General features: G+C 40.7%; 29 protein-coding genes and 1 rRNA gene. 1 reads left to right on the top strand and 29 read right to left on the bottom strand.

The annotated features are described in order from the left end of the window. Positions 1-82: 82 nt before the first annotated feature. The 17 genes from fin to metG all read right to left on the bottom strand — a co-directional run bounded on the left by fin (position 83) and on the right by metG (position 15,372). Entirely contained in the window at positions 83-313 is a 231-nt protein-coding gene (gene fin, locus QLQ22_RS00355; protein WP_223438888.1) for an anti-sigma-F factor Fin, read from the bottom strand. Positions 314-378: 65 nt separating this feature from the next. Then, positions 379-936 (bottom strand): aminoacyl-tRNA hydrolase, encoded by a 558-nt coding sequence (pth, locus tag QLQ22_RS00350; RefSeq protein WP_223438887.1) that lies wholly within the window; start codon positions 934-936, stop codon positions 379-381. Positions 937-1,147: 211 nt separating this feature from the next. Continuing rightward, positions 1,148-1,798 (bottom strand): 50S ribosomal protein L25/general stress protein Ctc, encoded by a 651-nt coding sequence (locus QLQ22_RS00345; RefSeq protein WP_223438886.1) that lies wholly within the window; start codon positions 1,796-1,798, stop codon positions 1,148-1,150. A 157-nt stretch (positions 1,799-1,955) separates the two neighbouring features. Then, positions 1,956-2,909, bottom strand: a complete 954-nt coding sequence (locus QLQ22_RS00340) for a ribose-phosphate diphosphokinase (protein ID WP_223438885.1) — start codon at positions 2,907-2,909, stop codon at positions 1,956-1,958. Positions 2,910-2,970: 61 nt separating this feature from the next. Continuing rightward, positions 2,971-4,326, bottom strand: a complete 1,356-nt coding sequence (gene glmU / locus QLQ22_RS00335; protein WP_284015799.1) for a bifunctional UDP-N-acetylglucosamine diphosphorylase/glucosamine-1-phosphate N-acetyltransferase GlmU — start codon at positions 4,324-4,326, stop codon at positions 2,971-2,973. Between the two features lie 204 nt (positions 4,327-4,530). After that, the gene (spoVG, locus tag QLQ22_RS00330; protein WP_070877647.1) at positions 4,531-4,821 is read right to left on the bottom strand and encodes a septation regulator SpoVG; all 291 of its coding nucleotides are present in this window, start codon (positions 4,819-4,821) and stop codon (positions 4,531-4,533) included. 213 nt (positions 4,822-5,034) lie between these two features. Next, on the bottom strand, positions 5,035-5,412 hold the full coding sequence (locus QLQ22_RS00325) for a RidA family protein (RefSeq protein WP_223438883.1): 378 nt from the start codon (positions 5,410-5,412) through the stop codon (positions 5,035-5,037). Positions 5,413-5,421: 9 nt separating this feature from the next. Beyond that, positions 5,422-6,258 carry a pur operon repressor gene (purR, locus tag QLQ22_RS00320; RefSeq protein WP_223438882.1) on the bottom strand — a complete coding sequence of 279 codons (837 nt, stop codon included), beginning with the start codon at positions 6,256-6,258 and terminating at the stop codon, positions 5,422-5,424. A 55-nt stretch (positions 6,259-6,313) separates the two neighbouring features. Continuing rightward, a complete protein-coding gene (gene ispE, locus QLQ22_RS00315; protein WP_223438881.1) occupies positions 6,314-7,183 on the bottom strand; it encodes a 4-(cytidine 5'-diphospho)-2-C-methyl-D-erythritol kinase in 870 nt (289 codons plus the stop codon). A 178-nt stretch (positions 7,184-7,361) separates the two neighbouring features. Beyond that, entirely contained in the window at positions 7,362-7,544 is a 183-nt protein-coding gene (locus QLQ22_RS00310; RefSeq protein ID WP_223438880.1) for a small, acid-soluble spore protein, alpha/beta type, read from the bottom strand. 166 nt (positions 7,545-7,710) lie between these two features. Continuing rightward, entirely contained in the window at positions 7,711-7,980 is a 270-nt protein-coding gene (gene veg, locus QLQ22_RS00305) for a biofilm formation stimulator Veg (RefSeq protein WP_070877642.1), read from the bottom strand. A 252-nt stretch (positions 7,981-8,232) separates the two neighbouring features. Beyond that, a complete protein-coding gene (gene yabG, locus QLQ22_RS00300) occupies positions 8,233-9,120 on the bottom strand; it encodes a sporulation peptidase YabG (protein ID WP_223438879.1) in 888 nt (295 codons plus the stop codon). 417 nt (positions 9,121-9,537) lie between these two features. Further along, positions 9,538-10,419, bottom strand: coding sequence for a 16S rRNA (adenine(1518)-N(6)/adenine(1519)-N(6))-dimethyltransferase RsmA (rsmA, locus tag QLQ22_RS00295; protein ID WP_223438878.1), 882 nt, complete (start codon positions 10,417-10,419; stop codon positions 9,538-9,540). After that, positions 10,412-10,975 (bottom strand): ribonuclease M5, encoded by a 564-nt coding sequence (gene rnmV, locus QLQ22_RS00290; protein WP_223438877.1) that lies wholly within the window; start codon positions 10,973-10,975, stop codon positions 10,412-10,414. The genes rsmA and rnmV overlap by 8 nt, the downstream gene beginning before the upstream one ends. A 117-nt stretch (positions 10,976-11,092) precedes the next feature. Continuing rightward, positions 11,093-12,322, bottom strand: coding sequence for a ubiquitin-like domain-containing protein (locus tag QLQ22_RS00285; RefSeq protein WP_338037003.1), 1,230 nt, complete (start codon positions 12,320-12,322; stop codon positions 11,093-11,095). 232 nt (positions 12,323-12,554) lie between these two features. Then, positions 12,555-13,325, bottom strand: coding sequence for a TatD family hydrolase (locus QLQ22_RS00280; protein ID WP_223438876.1), 771 nt, complete (start codon positions 13,323-13,325; stop codon positions 12,555-12,557). A 91-nt stretch (positions 13,326-13,416) separates the two neighbouring features. After that, complete coding sequence (metG, locus tag QLQ22_RS00275) at positions 13,417-15,372, bottom strand: methionine--tRNA ligase (RefSeq protein ID WP_284015798.1); 1,956 nt, start codon at positions 15,370-15,372, stop codon at positions 13,417-13,419. A gap of 519 nt (positions 15,373-15,891) precedes the next feature. Here metG and QLQ22_RS00270 point away from each other — a divergent pair. Next, positions 15,892-16,176, top strand: coding sequence for a transition state genes transcriptional regulator AbrB (locus tag QLQ22_RS00270; protein WP_175443492.1), 285 nt, complete (start codon positions 15,892-15,894; stop codon positions 16,174-16,176). A 39-nt stretch (positions 16,177-16,215) separates the two neighbouring features. Here the strand turns inward: QLQ22_RS00270 and rsmI are convergent, their stop codons facing one another. The 12 genes from rsmI to rrf form a co-directional block, all read right to left on the bottom strand. Continuing rightward, a complete protein-coding gene (rsmI, locus tag QLQ22_RS00265; protein WP_284015797.1) occupies positions 16,216-17,091 on the bottom strand; it encodes a 16S rRNA (cytidine(1402)-2'-O)-methyltransferase in 876 nt (291 codons plus the stop codon). Continuing rightward, entirely contained in the window at positions 17,069-17,392 is a 324-nt protein-coding gene (locus QLQ22_RS00260; protein ID WP_223438873.1) for a GIY-YIG nuclease family protein, read from the bottom strand. Before QLQ22_RS00260 ends, rsmI begins: the two co-directional genes overlap by 23 nt. Beyond that, the gene (locus QLQ22_RS00255; RefSeq protein WP_223438872.1) at positions 17,379-18,122 is read right to left on the bottom strand and encodes a tRNA1(Val) (adenine(37)-N6)-methyltransferase; all 744 of its coding nucleotides are present in this window, start codon (positions 18,120-18,122) and stop codon (positions 17,379-17,381) included. Before QLQ22_RS00255 ends, QLQ22_RS00260 begins: the two co-directional genes overlap by 14 nt. 83 nt (positions 18,123-18,205) lie before the next feature. Beyond that, positions 18,206-18,571 carry a DNA replication initiation control protein YabA gene (gene yabA, locus QLQ22_RS00250; protein ID WP_223438871.1) on the bottom strand — a complete coding sequence of 122 codons (366 nt, stop codon included), beginning with the start codon at positions 18,569-18,571 and terminating at the stop codon, positions 18,206-18,208. A 13-nt stretch (positions 18,572-18,584) separates the two neighbouring features. After that, positions 18,585-19,412, bottom strand: a complete 828-nt coding sequence (ricT, locus tag QLQ22_RS00245; protein ID WP_223438870.1) for a competence/sporulation regulator complex protein RicT — start codon at positions 19,410-19,412, stop codon at positions 18,585-18,587. Between the two features lie 2 nt (positions 19,413-19,414). Next, positions 19,415-20,404, bottom strand: a complete 990-nt coding sequence (holB, locus tag QLQ22_RS00240) for a DNA polymerase III subunit delta' (RefSeq protein ID WP_423246249.1) — start codon at positions 20,402-20,404, stop codon at positions 19,415-19,417. Positions 20,405-20,422: 18 nt separating this feature from the next. Continuing rightward, positions 20,423-20,863 carry a YaaR family protein gene (locus QLQ22_RS00235; RefSeq protein ID WP_252207829.1) on the bottom strand — a complete coding sequence of 147 codons (441 nt, stop codon included), beginning with the start codon at positions 20,861-20,863 and terminating at the stop codon, positions 20,423-20,425. Positions 20,864-20,876: 13 nt separating this feature from the next. After that, positions 20,877-21,206, bottom strand: a complete 330-nt coding sequence (locus QLQ22_RS00230; protein WP_223438867.1) for a cyclic di-AMP receptor DarA — start codon at positions 21,204-21,206, stop codon at positions 20,877-20,879. 95 nt (positions 21,207-21,301) lie between these two features. After that, positions 21,302-21,928, bottom strand: coding sequence for a dTMP kinase (tmk, locus tag QLQ22_RS00225; RefSeq protein WP_223438866.1), 627 nt, complete (start codon positions 21,926-21,928; stop codon positions 21,302-21,304). A gap of 5 nt (positions 21,929-21,933) precedes the next feature. Continuing rightward, the gene (locus QLQ22_RS00220; protein ID WP_284015796.1) at positions 21,934-23,358 is read right to left on the bottom strand and encodes an aminotransferase class I/II-fold pyridoxal phosphate-dependent enzyme; all 1,425 of its coding nucleotides are present in this window, start codon (positions 23,356-23,358) and stop codon (positions 21,934-21,936) included. Between the two features lie 83 nt (positions 23,359-23,441). Further along, the gene (locus tag QLQ22_RS00215; protein ID WP_223438864.1) at positions 23,442-23,645 is read right to left on the bottom strand and encodes a sigma factor G inhibitor Gin; all 204 of its coding nucleotides are present in this window, start codon (positions 23,643-23,645) and stop codon (positions 23,442-23,444) included. Positions 23,646-23,931: 286 nt separating this feature from the next. Next, positions 23,932-24,047, bottom strand: a 5S ribosomal RNA gene (rrf, locus tag QLQ22_RS00210). Between the last annotated feature and the right edge of the window lie 85 nt (positions 24,048-24,132).

The raw sequence follows: 24,132 nt of genomic DNA, 5'->3' as shown, positions 1-24,132 counted from the left end.
ATAACACGGCTCCTGCGCAATAAGCTCAGTTACTGGATTTAACGGAAAAATGCCTTGGTTCCTTTCGTCACCAAAGCTTTTCCTATTGAATAAAACGCTGCAGCTGATGATAATCAGGATTTCTCTCTAATGCTTCCTGACAATCCTCGCAAATGGTTTTTACAAGTATATCGCCATTCGACTCGTATGATATCATTTCTTGTCTCTCTTCCTGCGACAGGTGATGGAATCCCAATTGTTCACTGTATACTGAAACGCTGTCAATTGTTCCAACATTTACGCCGCAATGACGGCATTTATAATGTAGCGCCACTTAAAAGCCCCTCCTGAAAAGGTTTTTAACTCTAGTATGAACCTTCAGGAGCTCGCTTATACTCTTTAGTTATATTTGTTCATCACCTGTAAAAACGGCTCTGTAATAAAGCTTTCACATGCATCTGCAGAGATTGCAATCGCGTCTTTTATGCTCGGCTGTTCTTCTTTCCCAAATGAGCCCAAAACATAATTTGAAACACTCATGCCGCCAGCCGGACGGTCGATTCCAATTCGCACACGATTAAATTCCTGGGTGTTTAAATGCGTAATCATTGATTTGATTCCGTTATGGCCTCCCGCACTGCCCTTCATTCTCAGACGCACTTTTCCAGCGGGTAAATCAAGATCATCGTAAATGACAGCAATGTCTTTATCCTCGATTTCATAATAGTCCATCAAGGGCCTGATGCATTCACCTGAAAGGTTCATATATGTAAGTGGTTTTAATAATATGATTTTCTCGCCTGAAACATGACCGATTCCGAAGATTCCGTTAAACTTTGAACGATCAAGAGGAATGTTCAATCGCTTTGATAGTTCGTCAATCGCCATAAAGCCGACATTGTGCCGTGTATCCTCATATTGCTTCCCTGGATTCCCAAGTCCAATGAATAGTTTCATTCTCGTACCTGCCTTTATTCTAGAAGTGGTACAACTAAGCTAACCAATAGTGTATACCTTAGCCATACTCGCTCAATTATGTTCAAAAAGGATGATGCGGATTGGAGCAGAGTTATCCCAATTACCTATCATCACCCTAATTTTAGTATCTTTTTCTCTATTTAAACAATACCATAAAAAACGCAGCCATTAAATGGCTACGTTCTGTAAATTATGATTGTTTATTGTCTTCAGAGGAATCTTCGTTGTTCTCTCTGCCCTCAACACGTTCTGGTTCGCCGCCTTCTTGCTGCTCGCCGCTGTCAATTTCTTCTTCTTGCTTCGGAGGCAGAATAGAAGCGACAACTTCATCTTCTTCATGATTGAATGTGTACTTCCCTGAAACCTTAACATCTTTAATCATCAGTGTATCGTTGACGCCAAGCTCTGAAATATCGACCTCAATGGACTGAGGGATATCACCAGGCTTAGCTGTAATTGATGCCTGATACATTGGCTGCTGAAGCACTCCGCCGTCTTTTACCCCTGCTGCATCGCCTGTCAGCGTAATCGGAACCTCAACGACAACGTCTTCTTTAAGGTTAACGACATGAAAGTCCGCATGAATGATTTCGTTTTTGAGCGGGTCTGTCTGCATTTCATACAGCATAACCGAATGTGATTTTCCATCTAAATCAAGCTTTATAATGGCGTTGCGCCCTTCTTCACGCAGCGTTTTAATTAATTCAATGCTATCTAAGGAGATTGATTTTGTATCCGTTGACTTTCCATAAATGACAGCAGGAACTTGTCCCTGTTCACGAACCTTTCTTCTTGCTGAGCTTGTAAATACTGTTCGTTCTTGTACCTTTAATGTTGTCATAGTCCAAAACACCTTCCTAACGATAAGTTATGTCTTATTTAATTCCCATTATTGCCGGCATCTAAACATTTTTCTTTCCATATAAAGTTTCTTAACGATTTTATAACACAAAAACACCCTCAGGGCCTAAAAGGCAAGAGGGTGTTTTTCAAATGCATTAATCAAAAAGAGTGCTGACAGATTGCTCTTCATGAACTCGGATAATGGCTTCACCAATTAGTGGAGCAACTGATAGCTGTTTCAGCTTGCTTATTTTCTTCTCTTCACCCAAATTAATTGAATTCGTTACAACTAATTCTTTAATATTTGAGTTTTGGATACGCTCGATCGCAGGTCCTGATAAAACAGGATGAGTACAGCAAGCATATACTTCTGTTGCCCCGTTTTCCACTAATGCGTTAGCAGCAAGTGTAATCGTTCCGGCTGTATCAATTATATCATCAATTAGGATAGCTGTTTTGCCTTCAATGTTACCTACAATGTTCATTACTTCAGCTACATTCGGTCTCGGACGGCGTTTGTCGATGATCGCAATCGGCGCTTTCAAACGGTCTGCAAGCTTGCGGGCACGTGTTACCCCGCCGTGGTCAGGCGAAACAATAACGATGTCCTTTAAGTCTTTTTCAAGGAAGTACTCTGAAAGAATCGGCACACCCATGAGATGGTCAATTAAGATATCAAAGAATCCCTGAATTTGCGGAGCATGCAGATCAAGAGTGATGACGCGGTCTGCGCCAGCCGTTTCAAGCAAGTTCGCAACAAGCTTAGCAGTAATCGGCTCACGAGCGCGCGCTTTGCGGTCTTGACGTGCATAGCCATAATAAGGCATAACAATATTGATTGTTTTAGCAGATGCTCGCTTAAGCGCATCAATCATGATCAATACTTCCATCAAGTGTTCATTAACTGGCGCGCTCGTTGATTGAATAACGAAAACGTCACAGCCGCGGATACTTTCTTCAATGTTAATTTGAACTTCTCCATCACTAAAACGAGTTACCGAACATTTACCTAAATCAACACCAACTTCATCTGCAATCTCTTCAGCTAAAGCTGTGTTCGAGTTTAATGTAAAAATCTTTAAATTGGAATCTGCATAACGATTAGACATATTTAAAGGAGACCTCCACTAGGTTTTATAATATTGAGAAGCATGATTTCTTGTGCACTCTTTACTTCACATATCCATCTTTATTCACTTGTCTTGCACGCGCAATAGAAAGCGCCTTGCCTGGTACATCATCTGTAATAGTCGAACCTGCCGCAACATACGCACCTTGACCTACTGTTACCGGTGCAATTAAGTTTGAATTGCAGCCTATGAAAGCGCCGTCCTCAATCTTTGTAAGGAATTTATTCTTGCCGTCGTAATTGACAGTAATGGATCCGCAGCCAAGATTCACATCTGCGCCGACTTCAGCATCGCCAATATAGCTTAAATGAGAAGCTTTGCTTGCTTTGCCCATTGAGGATTTCTTGATTTCAACAAAGTTGCCGATCTTCACCTCATCCGAAATAGACGATGCAGGTCTGATGTGAGCAAAAGGCCCGATATTTACATCATGACCGATTTCACTGTCATGTGCAACAGACTGGCGGATTGTTGTGCGATCTCCAACCGTGCAGTCTTTCACTTCAGTGTGAGGTCCAATAATAGAATCTTCTCCAATGACGGTATTGCCTGAAATAATAGTGCCGGGGTAAATTACAGTGTCCCGTCCAATTTCAGCATCACTTGAGATGTATGTGTTCTCAGGATCAATAATGGAAACCCCGTTTTTCATATGAAAGGCGTTTACCCGCTTTTTCATATACTGCTCAGCTTGCGCAAGAGCTACTCTATCATTTACTCCAAGCGTCTCTTCGAATGATGCCGTCTGGAATGCAGAAACGATTTCATTGTTTGTTTTAAGAATTTCAATCACATCAGGAAGATAAAATTCACCTTGAGAATTATCATTTGACACTTTTTTCAGCGCATCAAAAAGAGCGCGGTTGTCAAAGCAATAAGTGCCTGTATTGATCTCCTTGATCAATAGCTCTTCTGCATTTGAATCTTTATGCTCTACAATTTTTTCAACGTGGCCTTCCGCATTTCTGACGACGCGGCCGTAACCGGCAGGATCTTCTGCTTTCGCTGTAAGAATTGTACCTTTTGCTTTCATTTCTGAATGATGAGAGAGTAAAGATGCCATTGTTTCTGCTGTTATTAAAGGAGTATCTCCGCAGATAACAATAGTCGTTCCCTCTTGATCTTCTAAATGAGCTGCTGCCTGCATAACAGCATGTGCCGTTCCAAGCTGTTCGCCCTGCACAGCATATTGGACGCTTTCGCCAAGCTGATCTTGTACTTTTTCCGCTCCGTGACCTACTATGGCAACGATTTTGCTTAATTCTAATTTAGAAACTTCATCAACAACATGCTGAACCATCGGCTTGCCGCCAACTGGATGCAGCACTTTATAAAGCTTTGATTTCATTCTAGTGCCTTGTCCTGCAGCTAAAATTACTGCGTATCGGTTATCCATTTTCAGGCCTCCAATATACCTTTTTATCCATAGAAAAATATATCTCAAATAGCACCTTATTTCAAGAAAACATATGAAAGTACATAATTTTTCATAAAATTGTCATGATATGTAAGGCCCTTTCAATCATTTCAGCAGTAGTTTTGATAAAAAAAAAGCCGAATAGGACTAAGTCCTACCCGACTTTTAAAGTGCTTCATATAATCAAGAAGCGCCTGCTTCCTCAAATTCAACTTCAAGTTCACCTAAACGATGATACTCGGCTAATACTGCCTCTTGAATTTTCCCGCGAGTTCCAGAATTAATTGGATGTGCGATATCACGGAACTCTCCGTCCGGAGTGCGTTTGCTTGGCATTGCCACAAAAAGTCCATTGTTTCCATCAATCACACGGATATCATGAACAACAAACTCATGATCCAACGTTATTGATGCAATCGCTCTCATGCGGCCTTCGGTGTTTACGCGGCGTAATCTTACGTCAGTTACTTCCATTCTGTTCACCACCTTTTCCTGTATGAAAAACTTTAGTTAAGTTATTCAACGGAATTTTTCTTTTTCCTGCAAGAATGGAAAAATATTTTGAAAAATCAGGTGATTGTGCTCATTTAATCTGGATGCTTGTGTTTTTGCCATTAATTAATGATTTTTTTAAATATACAGCTAATCATAAATGGCTCATCTTGCAAAAGCTCCATCCTAAAATGATCAGTTAACAGAAGCAATAACTTCAATTTCTACCAGCACATCTTTAGGCAATCTTGCTACTTCAACACATGAACGGGCAGGTTTATGTTCGCTGAAGTATTCGGAATACACTTCGTTGAATGCAGCGAAGGTATTCATATCTTTTAAAAATACAGTTGCTTTTACAACAGTCTGTAAAGAGGCACCCGCTTCTTCAAGCACAGCTTTTAAATTCGAAAAAACCTGATGTGTCTGCTCTTCAATTGAGCCATTCACCATTTCACCTTCAGGAGTAAGCGGAATTTGACCCGAACTGAAGAATAATCGGTCAATGACAATCCCCTGACAATAAGGTCCAATAGCCGCCGGAGCTTTTTTTGTATCAACTTTTCTCATCATAATCTCTCCCTATAAAGTTACTTGGTTTAAGAAGCGAAAGAAGTTTCCGTCCATGACATCGATTTGTTTCTCTTTTACATCAACATCTGTTAATTTCACTACAGATATGTATTCATCCACAAGGCGTTCTTCTACACCTTCTGATTCAACCAGCACGCCAATTCCGGCAAGATTTGCATTAAACTCTTCTACCATGCTGACCATTCCATTTATTGTTCCGCCGGCTTTCATAAAGTCATCAATAATCAGGACATTCGAACCCACTTTAAGACTTCTTTTTGATAAAACCATTGTCTGAATTCTCTTTGATGAACCTGAAACATAATTGATGCTGACAGTCGGCCCTTCTGTTACCTTGCTGTCTCTTCTTACAATGACAACTGGCACGTCAAGCTGATTTGCTACTGCGTAAGCAACAGGAATCCCTTTTGTTGCTACCGTCATGACAATATCAATTTTGCGGTCAGCGAAAACAGATGCAAATAAACGTCCAATCTGATTCACCATAGTCGGGTTTCCTAGTATATCTGTTAAATATAAATATCCCCCGGGCAGCAGGCGTTCAGGTTTAGCGATTAAACTGCAAAGTTCAGAAATAATTACTTTTGCTTCGCTTATCCCGATTTTAGGAATAAATTTAACTCCGCCGGCTGCGCCCGGCACGGTTAAGAGTGAACCAATGCCACGCTGTTCAAAAGTTTGCTTTATAATCGTCAAATCTTCACTGATTGAAGACTTGGCCGATTGATACTGATCAGAGAAAAAAGTTAAAGGAACAAGTGCATGTGGATGTTGTAGCAAGTAATAAGTCATATCAACAAGCCTTCCACTGCGACGAAATTTCATGGAATAACCTCCAAAATCCGAATATTTTAAAGATAATATAACTTAATATACGGATTTAATCAAGGTTATTCCGTTCCCCAAGCAATCTTACAGCAAATACCTGATCGCAAAAACCTCTTAATCCGTTATACACACGATGAAGCCTCGATTCATAGCGGACAAGGCCAAAAACAGTAGGCCCGCTGCCGCTCATCAGCACAGAATCAGCACCAAACCGCTTCATTTGATCTTTAATATTAGCTACCTCTGGATACATCTTTAAGGTAACATCTTCCAGCACATTTCCCAAAAGGCTGCAAATCTGATCAAAATCCTGTTCCTTGATTCCTTCAATCATCCCTTCTACATCTGGGTGAGTAACAGCACTCAAATTTAAATTGCGGTACACATCAGCAGTAGATACGCCAATCGTCGGCTTTGCCAGTACGACCCAGCAATGAGGCGGAGTATCGATATGCTGAATCTTTTCACCCCGGCCCGTAGCCAGTGCAGTTCCTCCGTAGACACAGAATGAAACATCTGAGCCTATCTCGGCTCCAAGCTCTGCTAGCTCATCTAAGCTAAGTCCAAGCTTCCATAACCTGTTCAAACCTCTAAGAGTAGCAGCTGCATCACTGCTGCCCCCTGCCAGGCCGGCAGCCACAGGAATCACCTTTGTAATGGCTATAGAGACTCCTTTTCTTACACCGCACCGCTTTTTTAATAATAAAGCAGCCTGATAAGCTAAATTCCGCTGGTCATCCGGGACAAATCGATTATGAGAAATGATTTTGATCTCATCAGACGCAAGCTCCACAAGTTCGACGCGATCAGCCAGGTCGATGGTCGTCATGATCATTTTCACTTCATGAAAACCATCTGTTCTCTTATGAAGGACATCGAGCGATAGATTGATTTTAGCTGGCGCTTTCTCCAAAATACGCAACATTTTCACCTACTTTTAACGAACTGAAATTATCCACATTGTACCACAAATAGAATGAATATAACGCAGTTTTCGACATTTCACTTTATTGGTGGAACATTTGAAATAATGAGCCTGTTTTTATTGTGATAAAAAGCCGGAGCTTATCGCCCCGGCTTTTGCCGTCTGTTTTTATGCTTTATGATTTATTCTGACTTGATAGGTGCTGTTCTGCAAGCTCAATCGCCCTCTTCACCATGTTGCCGGCATCGCGCGATCTGATTGCACCCCAGCCATCATTTTTTACCGTATCATAAAACCCCAAGTCTTTAGCCAGTTCGTATTTAAATTCATCGGACATGATTCCCTGACGTCTTCCCATCACAGAACACCCCTTTAATTTACGTCTGATTCTAAATCCTGCTTGATTTAACCGCATAAAAAAAAGCGGCACTATTAGTATGTGCGGCTTTGCGTTAGTGTTATCCAAAATAAATAAAGAATCATTAAATGATTTTTAACCAAAAAAAAAAGCAGCAAACATGTGTCTACTGCCCAGCAACTGCCACTGAACCTGAAGTATCTTCAAAAAATGTTAATTGCACTGTTTCAGTTAATACATCGGCATAACTGTATGATACACGTTCAAATGCATTTTCATCTTGATCTAGTTGTACAACGAAAACAGCTGGGTATGTTTCTGTAAGAACACCTGAACGCTCAATCGTTTTTCTGCGGCCGCCGTTTGCTTTAAGCGTAAGCCGCTTTCCAAGATTAGAATCCAGGGAATTTTTGATATCGACTAAAGTTTTTGCCATTGCATCCACCTCACTAATTTCAGTATACACGATAGCCTATTTTAAGTCAAATAAAATTTAAATTATAACAGTGATAAAAGTTCGTTGTCAACAAAATATTTTCAACAAAATTCACGTTCTCTCTACAAACTAGGCTTTACCTATTTCTTAATTTTTATGTAAAGATAGGAAATGTTTTCATTTTTCCAATAAAAGCTGCGCTTTTTTTCACCATCAGAAGAAAAGACCGCTCTCTCAAAGTGGAAAGCAGCCCTAAGAATTGGAATCCTCATGCCTGTGATAAGGCATGCCTGTACGGAGGACACCTTTTGTTTCAACCCCGCCAAGACCCTTCTCTCTTGTAAGCGTATTGCGCAGGACATCCCAGACGTTAATTCTCTCCATAAAAGGAGTAAAACTTATTTTAGCGACTATATACACTGGATCCAATGCATGAATATTAACTCGCGATGGCGAGCTCGCAAAATTGGCTCCTGCACTGATTAAAGATTCAAAGTGAGACTGACAGGCACCCGCAAAGATAACCAGCTGGTCTAGATGAGGGACGGCTTTTCTTGCATTGCGCACAGTTTGAACGAAATGCTTCGAATGACGGTAGGCATTGAGATCATTAATCGAGCCTTTATGCTTTGAGTATGAATCATGACCTGTTATGACAAGGATATTAGGCCGGTATTCTTCAATAAGATCCGTTACAACCTCCTGCATCTCCGTTTCTTTCACATGTACGCCAAAGACCGGGACACCGACACGCTCATAGAGAGTCAGACACTTTTGCAGGTATAGCGGATCGCCATCTAAGTGGAGCACTTTCCCAGGCAAATGAAAAAACTCCTCATTGTGGCTGTAGCTTGCCGTCGCTCCATACTCACGCTTTTCCTGCAATAAGCGGTAATCCTGCTTTAATAAGTACAGAGACTGCTCAAGCATTTCTTTTTCATGCACTTTCCTTTTATTGCGTTCCCGATCTCCAATAACTGCTAAATCGTCACATAACGCATCTGCGATCAGTCGTACTTCTTCTCCGTATAAAATGGCAGCCCACGTTCCATCTTCTGCTTGTTTCAGGTCTATTACCCGAAACAGGACATCATACTTATATGATTTTCGGGCTACGATATCTCCAATTTTTATTTGCATGTTCTTCACTCCAAATGACCGATTCCCCGGAACTGATCTTCAAAGAGCACCGCGGACTGGTTAGGCCCTAAGGTGATGCCCATTCTATGTCTAATTCGTTTAGACCCCTAAGCTAAGAACAATCCTTTTCTAGCCTATGATGCTGATTGAAAAGTGTGACCCGCCAGAAAAGCGGAACCGCCCGTTTAGCTCCGACAGACAGATAAGGATTCACCGGAAAAGTCCGGGTTTGACTTTTTCGGTGAATCCTTTCTGGCCGAGGAGTTGGGCGGTGGAGCTGAACAATAGAAAAGCAGAACCGCCTTGGGCACGTTAAGCAATTAAAACCATTCATTCCCACTGCCTTCATATCAAAAAATGCCCATATAAAAAGCCCGCAGCTGTCTTTCGCTGCGGGCCATTTTTCATAAATGAACTTTATCCATTAAAATCCTCAACTAACAAATCACTCAGCACTGCAAATTCTTCAATCGAAAGAGTTTCCCCTCTTCTCTTTCCGTCGATGCCGGCTTTTTCTAAAGCTTGTTCAATATCAGGTTTCTTTTCTTTTCCGTCTGGAAGAGAATGTGTCAGATTGTTAAGGAGTGTTTTTCTTCGCTGAGCAAAGCTCGCACGAACAATTTTAAAGAAAAAGTCTTCATCCTTTATAACCACTCTAGCTTCCTCACGCAGAAGCAGACGGATAATAGCGGAGTCAACATTAGGCTGGGGCATAAAAACGGTTCTAGGCACCGTCATGACCGTCTTGGCGTCTGTATAGTATTGAACAGCAATGGAAAGTGAACCATAATCTTTTGAAGAAGGAGAAGCCGCGATTCGATCTGCTACTTCTTTTTGCAGCATGACGACGATCCCTTTCAAAGGCAAATGATCTTCAAGCAGTTTCATAATAATTGGAGTAGTTACATAGTAAGGGAGGTTAGCGACGACCATCACTTCGCGGCAGTCCTTGAATTGTTCTTCCATAACCTCTTTTACATTTGCCAAAAGGATGTCCTGATGAATGACTGTTACATTGTCATAAGGCGATAAGGTGTCTTTTAAGATCGGGATGAGGCGCTGATCAATTTCAAATGCAACAACCTTTTTCGCCCTTTTGGCAAGCTGTTCTGTCAAAGCTCCGATCCCCGGACCGATTTCAATAACACCTGTTTCATCTGTTACATCTGCATGGTCTACAATACGGTTCAGCACGTTCGGGTCAATTAAAAAGTTTTGTCCAAGACTTTTCTTGAATGAAAACCCGTACTTTTCTAAAATAGCTTTCGTGCGAACCGGTGTTGCGATATCTTTAATCATTTTGCTGCTCCTCCCGAACAATCTCCTCTATAGCTTGTGCAAAAGTTTGTTTTGTAATTTGAAACATATGCAGTCTTTTTTCAAGCTGCTTGCCGTTTGTATAGCCTATTTTCAAAAGCACCCCGAGTTTTTCACGCCGCTCCTTCGCTTTTGGACCGCCTATTAAACCCGCCGTCATCAAATCATCTTTATCAATAATCGGATCTGTATCCGTCATCTCTTCTTTGATCTCTTTAAGAGCGTTTCGGATCGCTTCTATGGACGCATGCTCAACTCCGATGCCTTTTCCATTTTTAGGTCTGGCTTCAGGTTTTGTAATAAAAGCATGCTTGCAGCCGGGAACCTGCTCTGCAACCGTTTTGCGTATTTTTTCTCCTGGGAAGTCAGGATCTGTAAAAATAATGACACCCCGCGTCTTCTGGGCAAGGCGGATCTGTTCAATGACCGAATCTCCAATTGCAGATCCGTTCGTTTCAATTGTATCGGCATCAACTGCGCGCTTAATGGCAGTTGTATCATCTCTTCCTTCAACAACAATAATTTCTTTAATTTTCATGTTTTCCTCCAAAAAGGTGAAACTTTCCTGAGCAGTCAAACGTCTATATTATTGAAACGTAATTGTACCCCATTATAACGCAAAAAAACAGAGGGATCTAAACCCTCTGTCAGAGAATCAATTTAACACTTTGATTTTAACTTGCTTTCTTCCCCATCGATAGGCTGCTCCCTTATCAGAGAAGAAAACATCAATCTTTTTCCCTTTGATTGCGCCGCCTGTATCCGAGGCAATGGCATATCCGTAACCTTCTACATAAACTTTAGACCCTAAAGGAATAACACTTGGATCTACCGCGATTACTTTGGCATTCGGATTTGCTCTTAAATCGACACCTGTGGCAGTCGTGCCGGAACACCCATTACAATGAGCGGTATAAGCAGTTGATGTAACATAAAACTCTTTTGCAACAGAATCGTTTGAACGCGACACTGTTTCAGGCTTGCTTGAAGTACTTGCCGTACTCACAGGCTTAGGTGCAGCTTTTGTGCCTATTACAACAACACGGTCCTGACTTTCACTTTTCGTTTCTTCTTTGATCAGCTTTCTTGACACTTCTTTTCCATTTTCAAGCATAACCTCAAAATGTTTCGCAACAGTACCTTCTGTACCAGGCTTAATAACTTCCTGTTTTCCTTTTGGAATGCTGTTATCATTTTTTGTTACAACTGAAAATGCAACTGGTTCTTCCACTACATCGGTGACTTTTTCTACACGTGTGACTATTACGGCGTCATTTGCACTCAATGTTTCATGAATTTGGGGTTCAACCTTATCAAGTTCATTTACCTGTACCTTTTGGTCTTTCAAAAAGTCAGCGACAGTAGTCGAAGTTGACCATACTTGTTGTTTTTTATTTTCAACCGTTAGTGTGATCTGTATGGCTTTCTCAATGTTGAGCTTAAGATTATCAGAAATTTTCGTTTGCAACGAAGCATTCATCTTATCGTGCTCTGAAACTGCTATTTTTTGTTCTTTCAAAAATTCTTCTACGGTTTTTGCTGTTGTCCTTATTGTCCTTTTCTCATCGTCCACCGTAAGCTGTACAGGTTTCGAAGCCTCATAAACAACTTTTAGATTGTTTTTGATCTTAGTATCTCCTGATGGGGATACCTCGTCTTCTTGTTTTCTATCTATGTCTAAATCTTGGAGTAATTCATCAACTGTACGTGCGTGTGTCCTGAGCTTCTCGTCTTTGCCGTTCAGCGAAACAGTAACTGTGTTCTTCGACGCTTCAAATGTCGCGAATGCAGTACCCGTTCCCAAAACTACTAAACTGACAATTGCGAGGACAATCTTGTTAAAGCTTAGTTTTGCGGATAACAGCTTTTTCATATTATTTATCACTATGAAAAACGCCTCCTTCTCCTCCGAGGATTATATAAAGTATCGATCTTGCTGTCAACCCTCACCCACTTCTATCAATTTTTTCTAATCGTAATCACTATTATGCTAAAAAACTATCAAAAAGTGAAGCAATTCTTGTCGACAAATATATCCTATGAGGAAAAAGAGACATGTAGAACCTCTTTAAAACCTGTACTTTCGGACAAGCCCTATCAAAATTCTACAAATTCCTTTAGCGAGAAATGCCGAATAATCTTTTTGCATTGTCGGAAGTTTGTCTAACAAATTCTGCATAATCCATTTCTCTAAGTTCAGCAATTTGCTCTGCTACATATTTCACATAGCTCGGTTCATTTCGTTTTCCTCTAAACGGATGAGGTGTTAAGTATGGGCAATCAGTTTCTATTAAAAGACGATCCATTGGAATTTGCGCAGCAACTTCCTTCGGTTTTTTAGCATTTTTAAATGTAACCGGCCCGCCAAATGAAATATAAAAATTCATATCCATACATTGTTTCGCCACTTCAAGACTTCCTGTAAAACAATGCATTATGCCGCCTACTTCACTTGCATTTTCTTCCTGCAGAATTTCAACAACATCGGAAGTTGCATCCCGATTATGAATAATTATTGGAAGCTGCACTTCTTTAGCAAGGGCGATTTGCTTGCGGAATACATCCTTTTGAATTTCCTTCGGAGATTTATCCCAATAATAATCAAGCCCCATCTCGCCAATCGCTACAACTTTAGGGTGTGATGCAAGTTCTTTTATCCACTTGAGGTCTTCATCTTTCATATCAATTGCATCGACTGGATGCCAGCCAACAGCTGCATAGATAAAATCATACTTCTCCGCAAGCTCGATGGCACGTGTAATGGTCTCCGTATCAAAGCCGACTACAACCGTATGGGTTACCCCTTCTTCAAGTGCTCTTTCAATCACTTCTTCTAAGTCATCATTGTATTGAATCGCATTTAAATGAGCATGTGTATCAAATAACATGTTTAGACATCCTTTCATAGGGTTTAAGCAAAGAAAAAAAGAGGCGTCATTCCCGATTGTTACACGTGAAACACCTCTTTCTTCTCTTTTTTTATTTAATAATCGTACCGTTCGGAAGGCTGGAATCGACAGTAGCAAGCGACAAATTGCCTTCTTCTTCGCCAGCCAGGATCATGCCTTGTGAAAGTTCTCCGCGCAGTTTTACAGGTTTTAGATTCGTGATGCAAATGACTTTCTTTCCGACAAGCTGTTCAGGCTGATAGCTCTTCGCAATTCCTGATACAACCTGTCTTTTTTCAGAACCAAGATCAAGCTGCAGCTTTAATAAACGATCAGCTTTTTTTACCGGTTCTGCATGAATGACTTCTGCAACACGCATTTCAACTTTCATAAATTCATCAAACGTAATTTCGCCTGATGCATCTGCTTTTTGCTCTTTCTTTTCTTCCTCAGCAGCAGGAGCCGTTCCCTGCATTTGCTCTTTAATATATTGAACCTCTTCCTCTACTTCTAAACGAGGGAAAATTGGAACCCCTTTAGAGACTTTGACTTGATGCAGCTGCCCAAATTCTGATAAGCTGGCCCACTCTTTGAGCGCAGGCTCCTGTATGCCAAGCTGTTCAAACATCTTGTCAGGTGTTTTCGTAAGGAATGGTTTCAGCAGGATTCCTGAAATACGAAGGGACTCGGCAAGATGATACATAACTGAACCAAGCTTTTCGCGGTTTTCCTCATCCTTTGCAAGATTCCAAGGCTGCGTTTCATCAATGTATTTATTCGTTCTGCTGATGAATTGCCAAAGTGCATTCAATGCAATGGAAAATTCCATTTTCTCCATCGCTTCTTCGTATTTTACAAGGGTATCTTTGCTGAAAGCTGATAATTCCCCGTCAAAGTCTGTCTTAGGTCCGCTGTACGCAGGGATTTCGCCGTCAAAATATTTTTGAATCATGGCAATTGTACGATTCAGCAGGTTTCCAAGGTCATTTGCAAGATCAAAATTCAGTCTTTCGATAAAACCTTCTGGTGTAAAGACGCCGTCTGAACCGAACGGTACCTCTCTTAATAGATAATACCGAAGGGCGTCAAGGCCGTAGCGGTCAATTAGGGTAACTGGATCTACAACATTTCCTTTTGATTTGGACATTTTTCCGTCCTTCATCAATAGCCAGCCATGTGCAAACACTTTTTTCGGCAACGGCAAATCAAGCGCCATCAGCATAATCGGCCAATAGATTGTATGGAAACGCACAATTTCTTTTCCTACTAGATGAACATCTGCGGGCCAGAATTTATTGTACTTTTCATCGTTCTCCGAGCCATATCCGAGTGCTGTAATATAATTGGACAGAGCGTCAATCCATACATATATGACATGCTTTGGATCTCCCGGAACTTTCACTCCCCAATCAAAAGTCGTCCGTGATACTGCCAAGTCCTCAAGACCTGGTTTAATGAAGTTGTTAATCATTTCGTTTTTGCGTGATTCCGGCTGAATAAATTCCGGATTTTCTGAGTAATACTGCAGAAGACGATCTGCATACTTGCTCATCTTGAAGAAGTAGGATTCTTCTTTTACTTTTTCTACAGGACGCCCGCAATCAGGACAGTTGCCGTTTTCAAGCTGTCTTTCTGTAAAGAATGATTCACAAGGTGTACAATACCATCCTTCGTATTGATCGAGATAAATATCCCCTTGCTCAAGCAGCTTCGCAAATACCTTTTCAACAATTTCTTTATGACGGTCTTCTGTTGTACGAATAAAATCATCATACGAGATATCAAGTTTGCTCCAAAGATCTTTAATGCCGCTGACAATGTCATCAACATATTTTTGAGGTGTTACTCCGATTTCTTCAGCCTTGCGCTGAATTTTCTGCCCATGTTCATCTGTGCCAGTTAAATACATAACATCAAAACCGCGCATGCGTTTATAACGGGCCATAGCATCGCCCGCTACCGTTGTATAAGCATGTCCAATATGTAGTTTTCCGCTTGGATAGTAAATAGGTGTTGTAATATAAAATGACTTTTTGTGACCTTCCATCCGTTTCCCTCCTGGTATTGAAGACTGTCTCTGGGTTAGAGAAGAAAAGCCCCCGCCCCAATGGACGAGAGCGACTAATCATTGTTATTTATACTCTTTATGATACCATCTTAGCCTTTAATATCAAGAAAATATACCTTCTATGGACAAAAAAACAAAGGAGGACAAGAATAATATGAATGGCTCTGGTATGCCAAATGTTTCCTAATGAATTATTTTTGTTGATTCTTGTCGAACAATCGTTATAATTAAATAAACAATATTTTGAATTAATACTATTCACTGTATAATTAAAAATTCCCTTTTATGAGTTTAATTTCCTTTTATCAAGGGTATATATTCCTATTATGCTTAGTGCATAAGTGTTCAAGGAAAACCAACTTAATTTTACAAACTATTGGATATTTGAGGATTGACGTTTATTGGAAACACTGTTATGCTTATGAGGATGAAGATTTTGTCGAAAAATGACGAAGTTTAAGAAAAAACATATAGAGAACCTATTATTGGGAGGAGAACATAAACATGAAATCTACAGGAATCGTACGTAAAGTTGATGAGCTCGGCCGTGTGGTTATTCCAATCGAATTGCGACGCACTTTAGGAATCGCAGAAAAAGACGCATTAGAAATCTACGTGGATGACGAAAGAATTATCCTTAAAAAATATAAACCAAACATGACTTGTGCTGTAACTGGCGAAGTATCTGATGATAACTTCACTCTAGGCAACGGAAAATTAGTTCTTAGCCGCGAAGGTGCAGAACAAATTCTTAAAGAAATTCAAAGCAATTTAGTAAAATAAATAAAAAAGACCTGACACTCGCTGTCGGGTCTTTTTATTTTATTCATTTACATGATAGGACTGATAAACATCCCGCTTCGGTATGCCGCGTTCTTTTGCTACTTGCTTAATTGCTTCTTTTGAAGCATGGCCTTCACGGACATAATGACTGACATGTTCTTCAAGAGTAAGGGGGGTCCACCACTCTTCTTCCGCGATCACGTCCTTTTCATCTCTTCCTTCAACGATTAAACAAAACTCACCGCGAATCTGATTTTCCTCCGACCACATTAAAGCGTCTTTTATTGTTCCCCGGATAAATTCCTCGAAGCGTTTGGTCAGCTCTCTTGATAAGCATATTCTGCGGTTGCCCAATATTTCACTCATCACCGCCAGAGTTTCCTTTAACCGATGGGGAGATTCATAAAAAATCATCGTTTCTGTGCGCTTCGATAATTCTTCCAGCTGCTTTTTCTTCTCTTTTTTCTGTCTTTCCAAAAATCCGAAAAAGAAGAATGGCTGAGGGGTAATTCCTGATGCTACTAAAGCCGTCAGGGCTGCATTTGCACCCGGGAGAGGTATAACCTTTCCATTCTCAGCCAAAATTTCATTTACAAGCTGGCTGCCTGGATCTGAAATAATCGGCATCCCGGCATCACTAACTAAGGCAACGCTTTTTCCCTGTTTCATCAGCTCAAGAATTTTATGGCCGCTTGATTCCTTATTATGTTCATGGTAACTAATCAGATGAGTATCGATTTCAAAGTAATTGCACAGCTTTTTCGACTCCCTTGTATCCTCAGCTGCAATTACATCAACCTCTTTTAAAATATTGATTGCGCGAAACGTCATATCTTCTAAATTCCCTATAGGAGTTGGGACCAGGTAAAGAGATCCCCACTCTGTATCTTGGTTAAAGCTTTTTTGTTCCTGCATTTGTATCATCCTCTCCCTGCGAAAATCCCCATACCTTTTCCTCATCAGGCATTTTCAAAAACTCGTCCTTCTTTTTCCTCGACAGCTTTTTGAAGTAATATTCTGCTTTAAGAGCCTCGCTTTTTGTTTCAAACGGCTTGTTATAAAGCAAAGATACTGGTTTTCTTGCACGGGTGTATTTAGCGCCTTTTCCGGCATTATGTTTTTGAATGCGGGCTTCAAGGTCATTTGTGTAGCCTGCATAATAGCTCCCATCCCTGCATTCGAGCACATAAAAGAAATGAGTGCTATTTGTCTCCATATAAAATCTCTTTTACTTCTTTTGTGTATTCATTGTTTTCGTCATATACAAACAGCGGAGGCAGAATCTTTATATCAGGCTGTCCGCCTTTAATTCCTTCTATTAAAAGGGTATTCGCTTCTTTTCCCTGTTTTGGGTAAACAAGCTGAATCCGCTTAGGTTCAATTTTATATTTCTTCATTAGCTCTATAATTTCAACTAATCTTCCCGGACGATGAACAAGCGCTATTTTGCCGCCCATTCTTGAAAGCTTGCCGCTGGCCATAATAACATCCTCAAGTGTGCAGAGTATTTCATGACGGGCAATGGCAAGGTGTTCATTTTGATTCATTTCGTCTTTCTTAGGAGTTTTAAAATATGGAGGATTGCACGTAATTACATCGAATTTCCCGTGGCCGAGTGCTGCCGGCATATCCTTTAAGTCTCCATGAATCATGGTAATCTGATCCTGAAGCTGATTGTAGGCCACACTTTTTTCAGCCATTTGAAATAATCTCTCCTGAATTTCAACTCCTGTAATCATTGCTTTGGATCTTGTAGATAGAAGCAGGGGCACAACTGCATTTCCCGAGCATAAATCAAGGACCCGTCCCTTTTGTATCGGCATATATGCGAATTTCGAAAGAAGGACAGCATCTAATGAAAAGGCAAAAACAGACGGACTTTGAATAATCCTTAAATCTTCTGCCAATAAATAATCGAGACGTTCATCTCCTATTAAATCAACCATCATAAAATCCTTTCTTTTTTGTTAGTATTGACAAAGTGTTCCTCTTCCATAAAAAAAGCTTTCCCATAAGCAGGAAAGCCAGTTTATTTCTTATTAAGAAAGGAAAGACAAAACAAGCAGTCTCCATCTTTGCGGACACTTCCATAATGAACATTGCAAATATGGAAGCCTTCCTGATAAAGACGGGCCAGATTGTCGTATCCCTCTCCAATGTCCACAATCTTTGAATCCAGTGCTTGTTTATCTGTATGCTGTTTATTTTGCTTCTTTTTTTCTGTCGCAGCAGTCGAGTTTAGCCGCCTGCGGAGGTTATCATTTTCAAGCTGCAAATGATGATTTTCTTCAAGCAGCTCTCCTAAATGATGCTTCAGCTCTCCAAGCTGTCGATACAGAGAGCCGATTTGTTCCTCCATACTGCTTACAGATTCAAAGATCTCTTTTTTATCCACTTGTTCCACCTCATTAATCTGTGGATTTCATTGGAACTGCGCCTTCTTTCATTAATTCTTCCCAAGTAAATTCAACCACGCGGTCTTTTTCTGAAAGTTCAACCTGCAATACCCGTTCCAATATATTTAACCCGACTACTTTTCCGATGCCGATTGGAGTGCCGATCGATTCTCCAATATCCGGAAGCTGTTCTTTAGCAGATTCGTACTCATCATTCTCATATTTTAAGCAGCACATTAATCTGCCGCATAACCCTGAGATTTTTGTTGGATTCAGTGAAAGATTCTGATCCTTGGCCATCTTAATGGAAACCGGTTCGAAATCCCCTAAGAAAGTGGAGCAGCACAGCATTCTTCCGCAGGGTCCGATACCGCCAAGCATTTTCGCCTCATCTCTGACCCCGATTTGTCTTAACTCAATTCGAGTCTTGAAGATGGCAGCGAGATCCTTAACCAATTCCCTGAAATCAACTCGTCCGTCAGCAGTGAAGTAAAAAATAACCTTGTTTCTGTCAAACGTATATTCAACATCAACAAGTTTCATATCAAGCCTGTGCTCGTTCACTTTTTGCTGACAAACCTCGTAGGCTTCCTTTGCAGCATGATGATTTTCGTCTACGATCAGGCGGTCTTTCTCATCAGCCACACGAAGAACCTTTTTAAGAGGCAAGACAATATCATTCTCGCCAACTTGTTTCTTGTGAATTACTACTTTGCCGAACTCTACGCCTCTTACTGTTTCGACAATAACATAATCGGCGTTTTCTATTTGAAGCCCATTAGGGTCGAAATAATATATTTTACCCGCTTTTTTAAAGCGGACACCCACTACATCGTACAATCTTATCCCTCCTGCAAAGATAAAACCAATTGCTCCATCAGTAATTGTGGACTCACATTCATCTGGAGTCTTTTTTTTGCTTCTAAAATAGAAGTGATTTTTTCAAGGACCTTTTGTCTGGATACTTGAATGGCGTGCTGTTCTAACTGTGGAAGCAGATCTTGATAGATAACATGATCCGTATTGCCAATTTGGATGGAAAGAATGTCTTTATATAAATATAATAGCAAGTCATAGCCCATGTCCTGCTGTTCTTTTTCTGCGAAAAATGGCATCCATTGCGTTTGAACTTGGACAAATGCCTGTCCGTTTCGCTTTGATATCACTTCATACAATTTTATCACTACAAGTCTTGCCTGTGCAAACCAATCATCTCGACTTAATTCGAGTGCTTTTTCAACATTGTTGGTCATTCTTGCTGCAAGCTTCGCAAAATTAGGAGATACCTCCTGCTTTAACAGCTCTTTCTCAATAGCTGAAGTAGGCAGTGGCATAAAAGTGAGCGTTTGGCACCTTGATAGGATTGTATTTAAAATTTGATGCACTTGTTCAGTCATCAGAATAGCCATCGTATTGGCATTTGGTTCTTCTAAAAATTTCAGCAGACTGTTGGCAGCATTTGCCGTCATTTTGTCAGCATGCGAAATAATGTACAGTTTTTTGCTTGATTCAACGCCGGTTTTTGTGAATTCTCCCTGGAGATCTTGAATCTGCCACTTTTTTATCGATAATCCGTCCGGTTCCACTAAATGAACATCCGGATGATTGCCGGAATGGATGCGCTTGCAGTTTCTGCATGTCTCACAAGGTCTAAAATCTTCGGTATTTTCACAAAAGAAGCTTCTGGCAAGAAGCAGGCTGATTTCTTTTTTTCCTGTACCTTTTTTCCCTTCAAAAAGGTATGCATGGGCCAGCCGGTTTTTTTCGAGACTGTTGCCCAGCAGCTTTAGTACTTTAGGCTGATAATCGGCCAGCTCATTCCAAGTACTCATCGTCATATCTATCACTCTTTACGTATAGAGGTTAATTAAAAGGCCTTTAATTTCACCTATTTTTGCCAGTATGTCGATGGATGACTGATCTTCATTGAGCAGATTTTCCGTCAGTTCAATAAGATGCTGATCCAGTTGTTCTACGGTGATCAGTGACCGGGTGCTTCCGCTATAGTCCCAGGTCCCGGACTGCTTTACTTTCAGCCCATAGTCCACAGCTTCCTGTACGAATCGTCTGACAAGCGATTTATATCTCGATAGATCCCGCATATTCCGGGATTTCGCAACACGCCGGCCAGCCTCTTCAACATTTGCCATCAATGTATTTAATTCCTGCAGCTGCAGCTTGGATTCTTGTCTCAGCACCATTTCTGAAAATGGTTTGGATCCGGCGGCATTTGTCTTCTGATTGGCGTTTCTCTTATCTAATCCCGTACGAAGCTCTTGATTGATCTTCATTTATGCCCACACCTTAAAAATGGTGGAATTGTTCGATCGGAAGCACAAAGACTGTCGCTCCGCCAACTTCAACTTCAACAGGATAAGGTACATACGAATCCGCATTTCCGCCCATGGGTGACACTGGAGCTACGAGCTGTTCTCTTGATTGGCAGTTCTCTTTAATAACGGCCAATGCTTTCTCAACACGTGCATCTTCCGTACCAATCATGAATGTTGTATTGCCTGACTTCAAAAATCCGCCAGTCGATGCAAGTTTCGTTGCTCTGAAATTATGTTCAACCAATGCGCTTGAAAGCTTATTGCTGTCCTGATCCTGTACAACCGCAATAATCATTTTCATAGGTATGCCTCCTTATAGTTTAACAGCTTAATCCTGATAAAGCATTGTTTCATTTATGGTAATTGTAACATTGTTGTTACTTATTATATCAGCGTTTACTTTAAATAAGGAATTAAAACTTCCTTTACATCCCGATAGACGTCATCAAGAGACTGATCTGCATTAATAACTTTTATCCGTTCAGGGAATTTATCGATTAAATGTTTATAGCCTTGCTGAACTTTTAAATGAAAGTCCATCTTTTCAAGATCCAGTCTGTTCACTTCTCTGCCGTCATTGCCGCTGATTCTCATCAGACCGCGTTCAGGCTCAATATCAAAGTATAAAGTAACCTCAGGCATGACACCATCAATCGCAAACATATTAATAGAATAAACATCATCTACACCTATTTCTCTTGCAAACCCCTGATAAGCTAAGGAACTATCAATAAACCGGTCACAGATAATCAGTTTTCCCTCATTTAAGGCAGGAATTACTTTCTCTACAATATGCTGGCGTCTTGCAGCTGCATACAGTAAAGCCTCTGTTCTTGAATCCATTTCTGTATTTTCTTTATTTAAAATCACTTCGCGGATTTGCTCAGCAATCCGGATTCCTCCTGGTTCACGTGTGAATACTGCCTCTATACCCTTTTCCCTGAATTCCTCAGACAGCATATTTAGGATGGTTGTCTTCCCTGCACCATCAGGTCCTTCGAATGTGATAAAAATCCCTTTCATTACAATCACCTTTTCTTTATATAAACTGCAAGCTTTTCTTCTGTCAGTGCCCTGCTTCCCTGAAACCTCGCACCGCCTTGAATCAGCACCTGTATTTGGATGATATGTTCCTTCGTGATTCTTTCTCCCTCCATTAAAAGAGGGATTCCCGGCGGATATGGGATAACAGCATCTGCGCTTAATAAGCCAGCCGCATCTTTAAAAGATACAACCTCTCTACTATACCCATTTAACTGATGATTGGATAGGGGCATACTGATAGGACTGGTGCCATTTTGGAACATTAGAGGATTCAGCTCGTTTTTTAAAGCGAAACTACCCTTTATAGTGGTATACCCAAATTCAGGCGCGATCTTACTTGCTAACGGCAAAACGAGCAATACATTCTGGAGGTCTGCAAGCTCCGTATAGATGCCAGAAGCATCTAAGTGACTCTGAAGCTCAAAACCAGTCATTCCTGCAGTTGACTTAATCGTAAGTTTAAGCGGATCTGTACTTGCCTTCCTGTCATTGGAACGGACAATGCACAGCTCATCTATTTCCATAATCGTATTTTCAAAAGAGTTTATTGCTTCAGCGATGGAATCAACTGCCTCTGCAGATGTTAAACCCTGTAAATAAGCTCTTGCTAAGTCCAATGAGGCCATGATTGGATATGATGGACTGCTGCTCTGTAAAATGGATAGATAGTGTCCTATACGGTTTACATTTGCCAATTTGCCATTCACATGCAAAAAGGAACCCATTGTCATTGCCGGCAATGTTTTATGGGCAGAGTGAACAACAACATCTGCACCAGCCTCTAATGCTGATTGCGGGAAAGGATCCCCCAGTATAAAATGGGCACCATGCGCTTCATCCACCAAAACAGGGATGTTCTTTTCATGGGCAAGCTTTATTGCACCTTGCAGGTCACACGCCAGACCATAATAATTCGGACTCGTTAATATTAAAGCTGATGCATCTGGATATTCATTTATAGCTTCAGCAATGGTTTCATGAGGCACATAAGAAGGCACCATCAATTCTTCATCAAATTTTGGCGCCAGAAACACTGGACAGGCTCCTGCAAGTCTGATTCCATTAATAATGGATTTATGACTGTTCCGCTGGACTAAAACCGGCTTATCTCTCTCACAGCAAGCCATAATCATTGCGATATTTCCTGAAGTTGAACCGTTTACTAAAAAGAATGTTTTATCTGCCTTATATAGAGCTGCAGCAAGCTCCTGAGCCTCTGCAATCGGACCGCTTGGATCATGAAGATCATCCAATCCTGTGATCTCCGTCGCATCTAACTTTAAAATCTTTTCAAAATCATCTCTTGCCTCTTGAGAAAAAATCTTTCCATATTTATGCCCGGGTACATGAAACGAAACCGGGCGTTTCATCGCATGCCTTTTTAAGGCTGAATACAGTGGAGTATCCATCTAAACAAAAACCGTCCTTTATCATGTATTACCGTTATTATATCAGTAGTAGGTCAATAGAAAAAGCTGCCTGACAAGGCAGCTTAAGAGTAGAGCGGCGGCGTTTTCACTCTCCGCAGCTTATCAATAAAATATTTATATTTAGGGTCTTCTGTTTCTGTCTGAATCATATCAATCTCGCAATCTGTACAAACAAAGCTTGTATAGAGATGAATTCCCTTCGCTTTTTCCGTATCACATATAATACACGTTTCCCCAGCCGGTTTCTTTAAGTCTTCCGAATTCAATGCTCTCCACCTCCATACAAACAGTTTTGCCACAGATCAAATTTTGTATACAAAATTTCGAATTATCTTACCCTCTCTAATTGTATGATGGTGTTCATAAATCGTGTATGTCTACAAAAAAATATCTGGGCAGACGATTTATTAAAGATGGCTGCAGCTGATGTTTTGGCTGTTGCTTTGTCTGCTTCTTAAAAGATTCATTTACCAAGGGCAGCAAGAAAAAGGCCATTTTATCTCTTTTTCCATACAAAAAAGAACAGCATCTCTGCTGTTCTTTTTTTTGCGTGCCTGGCAACGTCCTACTCTCACAGGGGGAAACCCCCAACTACCATCGGCGCTAAAGAGCTTAACTTCCGTGTTCGGCATGGGAACGGGTGTGACCTCTTTGCCATCATCACCAGACAATATGCAATTAGAAAGAGTTATTCTTTCAAAACTAAATAACGTATGATAACAAGTTTCACTCAGTTTTTACACTTTATTAGAC

The sequence above is a fragment of the Metabacillus hrfriensis genome (assembly GCF_030127205.1).
Taxonomy (GTDB): domain Bacteria; phylum Bacillota; class Bacilli; order Bacillales; family Bacillaceae; genus Bacillus_P; species Bacillus_P dongyingensis.
Note: the sequence above shows the minus strand (reverse complement) of the source record. Positions and strands in the feature narration are given on the sequence as shown.